We start from the raw sequence: 11,719 nt of genomic DNA, 5'->3' as shown, positions 1-11,719 counted from the left end.
ACGAGGCCCCCAGGCCCTTCGCATGGACCAAGACCGCCGACGAGATCCTCGACAAGGTGGCCACGTATTGCCGGCGAATCTCTGACTCAGGTCACTAGGGCCTGTCCGGTGGATCCACGTAACTGCCTTGCATGGCGATCGTTCCGGTCAGCGTAGGCCGGGGTAGCTGGTCAGCGGACGGCACATGGGACAGAATTCTGCGGACCGTCCAGGCCGATGCCGATGCGGAGGGCCCCATCGACTGGTCCATGGCGAGTGTGGACTTCACCGTGTGCCGCGCCCACCAGCATGCTGCCGGAGCACGCAAGCAGGCACGACGGAAACCCGGTAAGGGCACCCAGCCCGCCCAGGATCGCCCCGATGAAGCCCTCGGCCGTTCACGCGGCGGACTGAGTACAAAGATCCACCTTGCTGGTGAAGGCGGGCTGCGGCCTCTGGCACTACTGGTCACGCCCGGTCAGTGGGGCGACGCCCCACATCTGATCCTGGTCCTAGGCGAGGAGCACAGCAGCGAGTTGGCGCCAGCTGGCGCGGGCGAACGTGCCGCGCGCGTCGGTGGCGATCTGCACGGCGATGTGGTCGGCGCCGGCCTTGCGCCGTTCGGCGAGCCCTGCCGCTATGTCCTCAGGCTGCCCCCAGAGAAAGAGGGCGTCGATGAGTCGGTCACTGCCTCCGCGGGCCAGGTCCTCCTCGGTGAATCCCGACCGCAGCCACGCGGACCGGTAGTTGGCCAAGGGCATGTACGGGGCGAGCGTGTCCCTCGCCCGGGCGCGTGCCGTTGCCGGGTCGGCGTGCAGGATTACGGTCTGCTCCAAGGCGAGCAATGGCCCTTGCCCCAGCAGTTCCCTGGTCCTGGTCACGTGCTGGGTGTCGACCAGGTAGGGGTGGACACCGAGGGTGCGGCGGGCCGCCAGCTGGGTCATCCGGGGCCCGTGCGCCCCGACCAGCCGGGCGGAGGCCGGCAGCGCAGTAGCCGCCGAATCCAGTCCGTCCAGGTAGCTGGTCATTGCGGTGTAGGGCCGCCGGTATGTGTCGACTATTTCGCCGTGGCTGACGCCCAGGCCGACCACCAACCGCTCCCGTTCACCTGCGGGCAGTGCGGCGTAGGCACCGGCCAGACGGTCCGCTGGCTGGTCCCAGATGGAGACGCAGGCGGTGGCCACGGTGACACGACGCGTCGCGTCCAGCACCCGGGCCGCGCTCAGCAGGTCGCCCCGCGGGTTGCCGCCGGGGTCACCGCCGAGCCACAGCGTCCCGTACCCGAGTTCCTCGGCCTCCGCCGCAGCGTCCGCGACCTCGCCGGGGTCGCCGTGGGTGAAGGCTAAGCTCCAGATCCCGAACGTCCCCAGTTCCATTGGCTTCCTCCTGATGTCGGGTACGGCCCTTCCTATCCGGGCGGCCACCGCCACTGCTAGAGCGCCAGGGGGGAGGTGCGATCGGACTCGTTGCAGTTGAGCCAGACAGGAAATGTCGGCGGACAGGACACATCGCTGTGCTGTTGATGGATTCCGACGCGGCTCACCCGGCTGCGCGGCTCGCGACCGTCCGGTTCCAGACGGCTACCGGCGGGGCACTCGATCTGGCCGGATCGGCAGGGCGCGTGCCAGCCGGGCGGAGCCCTACGCGCGACCCATCGGACACGGCCTAGCCGGCGCCAGCAGGTCCGACCGGAGCCGAACCCCAGCTCCAACAGCACGCCTCAACAAGATCGTGTTACGAGCTCGTAGGGCCGTGCCGAAGCGGTCCTTGTAGGCCAGTGGGGCGAGAAGTGGCTGGGCCCGTCCTCGGTCGCCGAGGCAAAGAACATCCCAGAAGAGGAGGTGTTCCTTCGCGAGGCAGAGATCGATCTCGATGATCTCGCTGCTCAAGTTCCGAAGTTCGCACGGCTAATCCGCTTGATCAAGGCATGGAAGAGGCGACACGCAGCTGTGCGCGAAGTCGTGTACCGAGTCGTCGCTGAGAACGGCCTGCGGTCAGCGGTTGCCCGTCCAGACGATCCGGTCAGCGAAGCCGCCCCGCTCGCCCCCTTTTGCCTCGCGGATCGTCTCCAGCTGATCCGCGTCGACCCCCAGGTCTGCGGCGAGCGCGCGCACGACCTCCAGCACGTCTGCGAGTTCCTCCGGCGCCGAGTTCTCATCCGCCTCAAGGAACTCGGCGACCTCCTCGCCGAGGGCCGAAGCAGCGCCGCGTGCTTGCCGCCCTTTTGACGGCTGGGGCGCGGCGGGGGTACGGGCGCATCTCTGTGTGGCCCGGCCGATTCGGATCCTCCTGGGCCCGTGACGGTCGCCCACGCCAGCCGCGGCGAGTGGATGTCAGTCGGTCCGGCGGATCGTGATCATTCTCGGGAACCGCCTTCCCGAAAGCGTGACTGTGATGATGTGGCCTTCTATGTCCGAGTCGAGGGAGGCCGCCGTGTCCCGAACGCCGCAGGAAATCTTCGAGAGTTACGTCTACGCCGGTGCCATGACCCAGAATGCTGATGCCCTTGCCGAGAACTTCACCGCGGACGGTGTCTTCGAGGCGCCGCTCATGCCTGCCGGCGCCGCCTTCCCTAGGAGGTTGGTGGGTCGTGAGGAGATCCGTACGGCGATGGCGGTGTACTACGAGCAGCAGGGGAAGGTCGACCGCTCACCCAACCTTGAGAAGTCCGGGTACGTGCTGCACACCACCTCCGATCCCGACGTGTTCATCGCCGAGATCGATACGGTGTTCGATGCAGACGGAGGCGACGTGACTGTCTCGCTGGTGCAGATCTTTCGCATCCGCGACGGGAAGATCGCTCGATTGCGTGACTACTTCACGCCCGACCTGATGAGCTGAGGACATCCGAGCAGTTCCCGCTGCCACAGGCCACTGCGGCTCCCTGGGCCCCGCGTCGGCGCCGCCAGTACGCGGCGTCAGCAGTCCCCGGGCGGTGGGCAACGGGGGGTCGCCGGACGGTGATCGCCGGGGGGCTCATCCTGTGGATCTGTGCCGTGCTCGGCATCGCCACCGAACTGTCTGCAATGCGGCCTGGCTGGGACTGGCCCAGGTTCGGTCTGGCGCTGCTGCCGCCGGTGATGGTCCTCGACGCCGTAGCCGAAACGCTGCTGATCCGCACCGGCGCCTACGCCGATGTCGGAGCGCCGCCGCGCTACTCCCTCTTCGGCGGCCACTGGTACCAGATCCCGCTCGCCCAACTCGTGCTCTGCCCCTCTTCTTCGTCCTGCCCACGGTGCTGCCCACCGTGCTGCTCATCGTGACGGCCCGCAAGAAGGGCCGTCAGGTCGCCGTCTTCGCCGGGGCCGACCGACTGTCCGGTGTCCTCCATGTCGCGGTCCGGTTGCTGAGCGGGATCGGATTCGCTCACCTGACCCTCATGGTGTGGCTGATCGGCGTCGGCCTCTCCCTCTCCCATCAATCGATTCCCCTCGACACGCCCCATTTCCTGCATCCGTAACTACCCAGGCGGACACCGCTCCGCTCCGTGCCCTCCCCGCAGTTGGACCGCTTGCCCAGGGGCCCTGGCTCCGGAAAGCAGGCCACTCCATGAGACCGGAAACAACATCCGGGCGACGAGGAGAAGGGATGACGATGCAGTGAGTGAACTCAGGTTCGACCAGCGGGTAGCCCTGGTCACCGGCGCCGGACGGGGGCTAGGGCGAGAGTATGCGCTTCTGCTGGCCCAGCGAGGCGCCCGAGTCGTCGTGAATGATCTCGGCACCGGGACCGGACGGACAGGGAGTCTCGCGGAACCCGCCGCCGAGGTATGTGCGGCCGTCACCCAGGCCGGCGGTCAGGCGGTGGGCGACTCGCACGACGTATCCACCATGGAGGGAGCCCAAGCGGCCGTCGATGCCGCACTGCGAAGTGGGGGCGTATCGACGTGCTGGTCAACGACCTTGATAGAGAGTGTCACGACCCCAATCCCTATGCTGACGGTATGATCGATGTGCCGATTTCAGCGCTGGAAGTCGCGGTGGTCGAATCAGGGGCCCGTGGCGTGGAGACCCTGCGTGACACAGCTACCTTCGCCCGCAGGCTCGAACTACTGGGATATCACCGGATCTGGTACGCCGAGCACCACCATTCGCCCGCGATCGGCGCGTTCCCGCCCGTGGTGTTGATCGCTCATGCGGCGGCCTCGACCTCGGCCATCCGGCTCGGGTCGGGTGGAGTGCTCGCGCCCAACCATGCGCCCATCACGCTGGCGGAGCAGTTCGGAACACTGGCCGCGTTGCACCCGGACCGCATCGACCTGGGTATCGGCCGCGGCCCTGGCACCTTCGACGAGGCCACCGCGCGGGAATTGCGCCGCGGAGCCGGACCGGCGACGGACGCGGAGTACCACGACGACGTCGCTGCGATCCTGTCCTTTCTGGTCGACGAAGTGGCACTCGGCCAGCTGCCGGAGCCATGGCTGCTGTGCTCCAGTACCGCGGGTGCCGCCCTCGCCGCGCGGCTCGGCCTGCCGATCGCCGTCGCACACCACATTCGGCCCGACAACACCTTCGCGGTGCTGGAGCGCTACCGTGCGGCGTTCACCCCGTCCCGCTGGTGCGAGCAGCCCCGAGTGGTGGTGTGCCTGGAGGCGATATGCGCTGAGACGGAGCAGGAAGCGGCGTGGCGGGCCGGGCCCATGGACGTCGTCAAGGCCGGGCTGCTCAAAGGTCTGAGCGAGATTCCCTTCCCCACGCCCGCGGATGCCGCCAGCCACCCCTTCACGGAGGAGGAACGGCAGGCGCTTGCCGGCTTTCGTGCACAGCAGGCGTGCGGGACGCCCGAGGCCGTCGTACGCCGGCTCGCGCAACTGGTCGCCGAGACCGGAGCAGACGAACTCATGCTGACCACACCGGTCTACGACCTCGAGGCCCGCGTGCGGTCGTACGACCTCATCAAGAAGCACTGTGAGGCCACGAAAACACCGTGACAAGCGCGCCGCACCGAACCGTCCGTTCTGACTCCCACCAGGGCTGCCCCGCGTACCGCATCAAAGGGGGCAAGACCCGACGCGAGATCGTCCGACGCCTCAAGCGCTACGCGACCCGGGAGGTCTTCCACCTGGTCAGACGGCGACAGCCAGGAGGCCGCTCATAGGGCCTGTGGCAGAACAGGCGATGCAGAGCTCCGCTGGCCCGCCTGCCTTGAGGAAGCCCCGCTGGTCTGCTCCGGCGGGGCTTCGTCGTGCGGCTGGCCAAGACGGGATGGGGCTCGTGCTGGACGCTTCTCCGGCTCGCCGCTTTCGACCACGCGGAGGAGTGAGGTGGTGACGACGTGGGCGGAGAGGGCAGGCGCTAAGCGGTTCTGGTGAAGTCTGCTACTGATCCTTGGACGCGGGTTCGTTGGAGGGTCAGCGCCTGGTCCACGGCGGTGGCGATGGCGTCGATGCCGGTGTGGGCTCGGTGGGGGAGTCCTGGTCCTTGCCGAGCGCCAGATGCGTTCGACGTCGGTGAGTTCGGGGCTGCGGGGCGGTAGGCAGAACAGCTCCACCCCGATCCTCACGAGCAGCTCGCGGGGACGTCAGCTGCTTATCCCTCTTCAGGGCTGCGTCACTGAAGGGGGCGAGGTGGAACGAGAAGAGATCACCGGTGTCGTTTGGGGGGCCAGGGCCATAGCTCCGGGACAGCGCTCGCGCCGATCAACCAGCTCGTGCATCCGATGGTCCACGTGGGGGCGCCATGTAGCCGTGAGTCGGTCAGCGCACCATCAGCATCCAGACAAAGTGACTACATCCTGCGCTGGATCGATGATGGACGCGTCGTGCGGCACAGCCTCGCGAACCAGCGCGTACGAGTGAGCGTGGGTGCGGTGCGCCGGTCTCGGAAGGGTCTACTGGCCACTTTTCAACTGCAGTTGGTGCAGGGGGAGACGGCGTGAACGTTCAACGAAACCCCTGTCGGACATAAGAGGGGCTCTATCGTCGAATTGGGAATCGTCCTGCAGACGTCTTCAGCCCGCACCTCACCCGCCGCGCGGCCCTTCGGTGGGGTCTGGGCACCACCGCGGCAGCCGGAGTCGGCCTCACCACCGCCGGATGCGACAGCGCCGACGATCACGTCGGCGACAGTCGCTGTGGCGGGCGCCCCAGCGATGGCGGCGAAGCCGGTGTAGGTGTTGGTGTTCCAGTCGGCTCGGGTCAGGGTGCCGGTCACCGTCAGCGTTTTGCCCTTGGTGACCGGTTCGGGCGTCGCTTGGGTGGTCGCCAGCTCGGCGTAGCGCTTGATCTTCATCGTGGCCGGGCCGGACTATGTGTTGCTGGACGGCACCCTCGCCGAGTGCGACCGACTGGGCGACGGACGTGCCGACTACTCCCACAAGCACCGCCGGCACGGCGTGAACGTCCAGGTCGTCACCGACCTGGCCGGGTGTGTGCTGCGGATCTCGCCAGCCCTCCCGGGCCGGCCCCACGACCTGGCCGCGGCCCGCACCCACCGCATCATCCGGATCTGCGAACGCCAGGGCGTTCCCGTACTCGCCGACCGTGCCTACCAAGGCACCGGAGCCTGGGTGACCACCGCACTCAAACGCCCGCCCGGCGGTGGACTCAGCCCGACCCAGCGCACGGTCAACCGAGCACTTGCCCAGGCCCGGGCACCCGTCGAGCGGGCGATGGCACGGCTGAAGTCCTGGCGGATCTTCCGCAGGTCACGCTGCAGCCCCAACCGGATGACGTCAACCGCAGCCGCGATCCTCACGCTGGAGAGGCAACGCTGAAAAGCTCACTGGGCAGTTGTAGGGCAGAAGTTTCCTGGCCGGTCACTGCTTGCGACTGGTTGTTCAGACGAGCGCAGGCGTGGGAGCGGGCAGGTAGGGGGTGATGTTGCGCCACGCCCGCTTGATGTATTCCTCCTTCTCGCCGACCGGGGCGACATAGTGCAGTGCGCCTTCGGCGGCGTCGTTGCCCTCGAGGCGGGCGATGATCCAGGCAGCGAGGTAGTGCGAGGCGAGGCAGCCGCCGGCGGTGGCGATGTTGTCCTTGGCGTAGAAGGGCTGGTTGAGCACCTCGACGCCGGCGGCGATGACCCAGGGCTTTGTGGTCAGGTCGGTGCAGGCGGGGATGTCGTTGAGCAGGCCGAGCTTGGCCAGCACGAGCGCGCCGGAGCACTGCGCGGCGATGAGTTGACGCGAGGGGTCCAGGCCGCGCAGGACGCTCATGATCGCCTGGTCTTCGACGACCTCGCGGGTAGCGATGCCACTGCCGACGATGACGGCGTCAGCGGCACACGCCTCCTCAAGGGTGGACATCTGTTCGATGGTCACGCCGTTCATCGACGTGACCTTGGGGCTGGGCGTGGCGATGGTGACACGCCAGTCATCGGTCTTGATGCGGTTGAGCACACCGAGCGCGATCAAGGAGTCGAGCTCGTTGTAGCCCTCGAAGGTGAGGATGGCGATGTGCACGGCGGCTGCCCTTCCGGATGAGTGGTTCTCGACCGTAAGGACCCGTGAACAGGACAGTCAAAGAATTGTCATGGATACAATTCGGCGCATGGCAGCCTCGCGGTACAAAATCCTGGTCGACGCGCTCGCATCCGACATACGGACAGGCCGGCTCGCCGCAGGCGTGCGGCTGCCGACACACCGCGGGCTCGCCGCTCGCGAGGGCATCGCCGTGGTGACCGCGACCCGGGTGTACGCCGAGCTGGAAGCGATGGGCCTGGTGAGCCGGGAACAGGGCCGCGGCACATTCGTGCGCGACATCGCGGTTCCCGTCGGTCACGGAATCGATCAGCAAGTCGTCGCCACGGATGCGGTCGATCTCAACTTCAACTACCCGTCGCTGCCCGGCCAAGCCGATCTCCTACGGCAGGCTCTGCGAGAGGTGGCCACCTCTGGTGAACTCGACTCGCTGCTGCGCTACCAACCCCATCGAGGGCGTCCCCAGGACAGAGCCTCGATCGCACGGCACCTGAGGCGTCGCGGGATCACTCCTGACGCGGATCAGATCCTCATCGTCAACGGTGCGCAGCACGGCTTGGCCGTCACCGTCATGGCCGCGCTCAACGCCGGCGACGTCGTCGCGGTCGACGCCCTCACCTACCCGGGTTTCAAGGTGCTCGCGCATGCCTTTCATCTCGACGTGGAGCCCATACCCACAACCGCCGACGGGCCGGATCTCGATGCCTTCGAGCAGCTGTGCGCGACCCGCCCTGTGCGCGCTCTCTACACCATGCCCACCTTGCACAACCCTCTGGGGTGGGTCATGTCGGCAACTGACCGCACCCGTCTGATCGAGATCGCTCGGCGGCATGGTCCGCTCATCATCGAAGACGCCGCATACGCCTACCTGGTCGAGGATCCTCCACCGCCTCTGGCTGCAAGTGCACCGGACATCACCGTCTACGTCTCGGGACTGTCCAAGAGCGTCGCCACCGGCCTCCGGGTCGGCTTCGTCGTCGCCCCGACGTCTAGGGTGCCGTCGCTCGAACGCGCCATTAGGGCGACCACATGGAACACCCCGGCCCTCACCACCGCGATCGCCTGCCGCTGGATCGAGGACGGCACGGTGGACCAGTTGGAAGCGCAGAAACGAGAGGACGCCAAGGCCCGCCAAGCACTCGCCAGACGAGAACTGGCGGGCCTCCCCCTCATCGGCCACCCCTCGTCCTACTTCACCTGGGTGCCGCTGCCCGACGACGCACGGGCCGATCGCCTGACCGCCACCCTCGCGCGTCAGCACATCTCGGTAAGCACGGCGGAGCCCTTCACCACCTCGAAGCGCACACCACAGGCGCTCCGCCTCGCTCTCGGCTCGACCGATCTGGACAGTCTCCAGTCGACGCTGCGCACAGTGCGACGAGTCGCTATCGAGGACGGCTACGCCTGAACTCCACTCAACCAGCCGATTCCCGCCGCACCGGCCTCTGCGGACGAAAGCCGTCGGCGCTGGAGTGGGGTCGAATCCTTGCCGGGCGGTGTTCGACGCTGCCGCGTGGTGCTGTTTCGCCTGATCAGCGCCGTGCGGCTGCATGCTCCATCCCGCTCGTGACGCATCATGCCACCTCGCCCGCCGGACGCCCCCACAACTTCTCCGCCTGGTGGCTCCACTGCACGACCACGCCCCCGCCGTCCACGACCATCAGCGGCGTCTCACCGGCCATGGGCACCACCTCCGCCTTCCAGCTTGCCCGGCGGCCAAGGGCTGCGCCGCCGCAGATCGGCACCCAGCCATGGCTCTGCACGAAGCGTGGTGCGAGAAAACCCCTGCGGCCTCCACTGGCGGACCCGCGACGAACTCCGCGCACCACCGCCGAGGACGCCGGGTTGACCGGCGTTTACTCGCCGTCCCCGTCGGTTCCGACCGGGGCCTCCAGGGTCCCCAAGATCAGCGCCCAGGTGCACGATGCCGACGAACCGGTGAACGATGAAAGGGGCGCCAGGCTGATCAGGGCCACTGGATCGCCTGGCTGCGGCTGCGGCTGCGGCTGTGTCGTCGGCATCGGACCGCCGTCGCGGACCCACCCGGCGATGGCCCCGGAACCGGCGCGACCGAGCAGGAGACCGACATGAACACGTTGCTTGCCGAGGTCCTCGATGCCCATGGTGGCCTCGACCGCTGGAACGCACTCACCATGGTCCGTGCCACCATCGTCAGCGGTGGCGACATGTTCGTCATCAAGGGGATGCCGCAGGATCCCACCCCCCGGGAGATGACCGTCTGGCTGCACGAGCAGCACGCCTCTGTCACGCCGTTCGGCGCCGCCGACCAGAAGACCGACTTCACGGCCGGTCGAGTCAGCATCGAAGAGGTCGACGGCCGCGTCGTGGCCGAACGCAACGATCCGCGGAAGTCGTTCAGAGGCCACGACCTCAGCACGCCCTGGGATCCGCTGGACCGCGCCTACTTCAACGGATACGCGCTGTGGACGTATCTCACCACGCCTTTCCTGCTGGCGATGCCCGGCTTCACCATCGCCGAAATCGAACCGTGGCGGGAAGCCGACGAACTCTGGCGCGGGCTGCGCGCCGCCTTCCCGCCCGACATCGCCAGCCACAGCCCGCAACAGGACTTCTACTTCGGCCCCGACCATCTCCTGCGCCGGCATGACTATCACGTCGACATCGCGGGCGGGTTCGCCGCGGCACAGTACGTCTACGACACCGTGGAAGCAGACGGGATCCGCCTGCCCACCAAACGCCGGGCCTACCGAAGCGACGCGGACAACCGCCCGGTCCTGAGTCAGATCATGGTCTCCATCGACGTCAGCAACGCCCGGTTCACCTGACGACGGGTGTTCATGCCCCGAGGCCGGCCAGCCAGCGCAAGGCGCTGAGGCTCGGCAGGAAGAAGTACTCGCCGCCACGAGTGACGACAAAGCGCTCGACGCCGTGCAGGCGACGCCGGACAGGTCGCTGCGGGATCGTGAAGACGCCCGAGCCGTCGTTGTCGCCCGTCAGTAGGTCCTTCTCCACGTCGAGGCCGGTGAAGTTGCCGTCGTTGAACCATTGCGACTTCACGAACTCGAACTGGCGGTCGAGGTGCGCGTTGACGGCGATGAACACGATGCCGCGGTCGGCGCCGTCGTCGTCCAGGGTGCCGGCCGGCAGCGGCGGCCCGTAGCTGGTGCTCCGCCGAATCAGCCGGTGGAGGTCCACGTCGCCGATGATCTCCGAGTCACGCGGATTGGCGCGCCTGGCGTGGGCGCCACGGGGGCAGACCGCACCATGCGGATCGGACGCGTAGAGGAAGTCGTTGTTGCGCCGCTCGTCTGCCCCCAGGTCAGGGTCGTCGTGCTCGGGCGCCAGGATCAGCGGGGCTCCGCTCGGCCAGCGGCCCACGATCTTCGCGGCGAGCAGCGACTCCTCTTCCGGGCTGCCGGCGTTGTCGCGGAGATAGCGCCGGAAGGCGGCGACGCGCGTGTGCAGCTTCCGCCAGACCACGAACGTTCCGTTACGGCCGAGCACGTCCGGCTGCGGCATCGGCGGCAGGTTTCCGGTCTGGTCGGGGTAGCCCAGCACGAACTCGCCCGCCTTGATGGTGGGACCGCCCCCTGGTGGGTTGTCCGCGCCGCTGCCTTCGACCGCGGGGTTGCTGATGCCGTCCTTGTAGCCGAAGCTGGTGCGCCCCGAGGCCAGCTGGTAGAGGTCCTGCCGGTACACCACTTGGAGGCCGGGAAGCTGCGAGCGTGCCTGCCGGGCCCGTTCGAGGACGACGGCCAGGGACTCCTGGTCGGCGGCAACGAGGGACAGCACGATGTGCACCTGGCCGGTGCCGAAGGGGGGCTCCCAGTGTGCGGGCGCGCTCTCGCCAGTGTCGCCGAGGAACTCGGCCCGTGCGGCCATGCCCTGCCGGAACTCCTCGGGGAAGCTGTTCAGGGAGGTCTGCGGCACCTGGAGTGCTTCGAGCCCCCGATATGTCACCGCGGCGTTGAGAAGCGCTGGCAGGGGCGGCTGCCACCAGTTGGCGGCGGAGTCGACCAGCTCGGCCAGGCGCCCCATCAGCTCACGCCCGGCGCCAGGGTCGTCCACCCGCAGCAGGATGTAGGTGCCGACGTACGGTGACGGCCGGGTGCGCAGCACGATGCCCTGAATCTGGTCCAGTTGCAGGGGCGAGGCTTCAGCCGTCGACATGTCGTCCTCTCGGTTAGGCCATGGCCGATTTGTACCAATTACCGGATCTATTGATGCTGTCCGACACGGCGTGTCGGCGTACAAGCGAACGTGCACCACCTCGTACGGATGAAAGTGCACCATTGTTGATGCGGTGACGGGGCGTCGGCCGTGAGTCTGCTGCTGTCGG

General features: G+C 67.7%; 12 protein-coding genes and 2 pseudogenes. 9 read left to right on the top strand and 5 right to left on the bottom strand.

Annotated elements, in window-relative coordinates; translation table 11 throughout:
• Window positions 1-167 precede the first annotated feature (167 nt).
• Window positions 168-563, top strand: a pseudogene (locus IO33_RS54420) (transposase family protein); the annotation flags it as partial.
• Here IO33_RS54420 and IO33_RS0143455 read toward each other — a convergent pair.
• Together IO33_RS0143455 and IO33_RS53715 are read right to left on the bottom strand one after the other, a co-directional pair.
• Complete coding sequence (locus tag IO33_RS0143455; RefSeq protein ID WP_031174552.1) at window positions 492-1,355, bottom strand: TIGR03620 family F420-dependent LLM class oxidoreductase; 864 nt, start codon at window positions 1,353-1,355, stop codon at window positions 492-494. The pseudogene IO33_RS54420 and the gene IO33_RS0143455 overlap by 72 nt on opposite strands.
• Window positions 1,356-1,973: 618 nt before the next feature.
• A complete protein-coding gene (locus IO33_RS53715; protein WP_280921970.1) occupies window positions 1,974-2,291 on the bottom strand; it encodes a nucleoside triphosphate pyrophosphohydrolase in 318 nt (105 codons plus the stop codon).
• Between the two features lie 121 nt (window positions 2,292-2,412).
• Here IO33_RS53715 and IO33_RS0143445 point away from each other — a divergent pair, with 121 nt between their 5' ends.
• From IO33_RS0143445 to IO33_RS0143425, 5 genes are all read left to right on the top strand, one after another.
• On the top strand, window positions 2,413-2,820 hold the full coding sequence (locus IO33_RS0143445) for a nuclear transport factor 2 family protein (protein WP_245236099.1): 408 nt from the start codon (window positions 2,413-2,415) through the stop codon (window positions 2,818-2,820).
• Between the two features lie 119 nt (window positions 2,821-2,939).
• Window positions 2,940-3,242 carry a spirocyclase AveC family protein gene (locus IO33_RS0143440; protein ID WP_031174549.1) on the top strand — a complete coding sequence of 101 codons (303 nt, stop codon included), beginning with the start codon at window positions 2,940-2,942 and terminating at the stop codon, window positions 3,240-3,242.
• The gene (locus IO33_RS0143435; protein WP_031174548.1) at window positions 3,227-3,439 is read left to right on the top strand and encodes a hypothetical protein; all 213 of its coding nucleotides are present in this window, start codon (window positions 3,227-3,229) and stop codon (window positions 3,437-3,439) included. Before IO33_RS0143440 ends, IO33_RS0143435 begins: the two co-directional genes overlap by 16 nt.
• 139 nt (window positions 3,440-3,578) lie before the next feature.
• The gene (locus tag IO33_RS52005) at window positions 3,579-3,926 is read left to right on the top strand and encodes an SDR family NAD(P)-dependent oxidoreductase (RefSeq protein WP_245236098.1); all 348 of its coding nucleotides are present in this window, start codon (window positions 3,579-3,581) and stop codon (window positions 3,924-3,926) included.
• A complete protein-coding gene (locus tag IO33_RS0143425) occupies window positions 3,923-4,909 on the top strand; it encodes an MsnO8 family LLM class oxidoreductase (RefSeq protein WP_031174547.1) in 987 nt (328 codons plus the stop codon). Before IO33_RS52005 ends, IO33_RS0143425 begins: the two co-directional genes overlap by 4 nt.
• A gap of 913 nt (window positions 4,910-5,822) precedes the next feature.
• On the opposite strand, the gene IO33_RS50185 is transcribed toward IO33_RS0143425, so the two are convergent.
• A complete protein-coding gene (locus IO33_RS50185; RefSeq protein WP_107069520.1) occupies window positions 5,823-6,209 on the bottom strand; it encodes a hypothetical protein in 387 nt (128 codons plus the stop codon).
• Between the two features lie 10 nt (window positions 6,210-6,219).
• Between IO33_RS50185 and IO33_RS45635 the strand changes: the two are divergent.
• Window positions 6,220-6,693, top strand: a pseudogene (locus IO33_RS45635) (transposase family protein); the annotation flags it as partial.
• A gap of 63 nt (window positions 6,694-6,756) precedes the next feature.
• Here IO33_RS45635 and IO33_RS0143415 read toward each other — a convergent pair.
• Window positions 6,757-7,380 carry a DJ-1/PfpI family protein gene (locus tag IO33_RS0143415; protein ID WP_031174546.1) on the bottom strand — a complete coding sequence of 208 codons (624 nt, stop codon included), beginning with the start codon at window positions 7,378-7,380 and terminating at the stop codon, window positions 6,757-6,759.
• Between the two features lie 88 nt (window positions 7,381-7,468).
• Between IO33_RS0143415 and IO33_RS0143410 the strand changes: the two genes are divergently transcribed.
• Both IO33_RS0143410 and IO33_RS0143395 read left to right on the top strand, forming a co-directional pair.
• Window positions 7,469-8,806, top strand: coding sequence for an aminotransferase-like domain-containing protein (locus IO33_RS0143410; protein WP_031174545.1), 1,338 nt, complete (start codon window positions 7,469-7,471; stop codon window positions 8,804-8,806).
• A 679-nt stretch (window positions 8,807-9,485) separates the two neighbouring features.
• Window positions 9,486-10,205, top strand: coding sequence for a hypothetical protein (locus tag IO33_RS0143395; protein ID WP_031174544.1), 720 nt, complete (start codon window positions 9,486-9,488; stop codon window positions 10,203-10,205).
• Window positions 10,206-10,215: 10 nt separating this feature from the next.
• Here IO33_RS0143395 and IO33_RS0143390 read toward each other — a convergent pair whose 3' ends face one another.
• Window positions 10,216-11,550, bottom strand: coding sequence for a Dyp-type peroxidase (locus tag IO33_RS0143390; RefSeq protein WP_031174543.1), 1,335 nt, complete (start codon window positions 11,548-11,550; stop codon window positions 10,216-10,218).
• Window positions 11,551-11,719 lie beyond the last annotated feature (169 nt).

This window comes from Streptomyces durhamensis (assembly GCF_000725475.1).
GTDB classification, from domain to species: Bacteria; Actinomycetota; Actinomycetes; order Streptomycetales; family Streptomycetaceae; genus Streptomyces; species Streptomyces filipinensis.
Note: the sequence above shows the minus strand (reverse complement) of the source record. Positions and strands in the feature narration are given on the sequence as shown.

Coding starts and splice junctions, on each gene's coding strand:
- IO33_RS50185 (WP_107069520.1), bottom strand. CDS start 6,209: ATGAAGATCAAGCGCTACGCCGAGCTGGCGACCACCCAAGCGACGCCC.
- IO33_RS0143425 (WP_031174547.1), top strand. CDS start 3,923: ATGATCGATGTGCCGATTTCAGCGCTGGAAGTCGCGGTGGTCGAATCA.
- IO33_RS0143410 (WP_031174545.1), top strand. CDS start 7,469: ATGGCAGCCTCGCGGTACAAAATCCTGGTCGACGCGCTCGCATCCGAC.
- IO33_RS0143390 (WP_031174543.1), bottom strand. CDS start 11,550: ATGTCGACGGCTGAAGCCTCGCCCCTGCAACTGGACCAGATTCAGGGC.
- IO33_RS0143395 (WP_031174544.1), top strand. CDS start 9,486: ATGAACACGTTGCTTGCCGAGGTCCTCGATGCCCATGGTGGCCTCGAC.
- IO33_RS0143455 (WP_031174552.1), bottom strand. CDS start 1,355: ATGGAACTGGGGACGTTCGGGATCTGGAGCTTAGCCTTCACCCACGGC.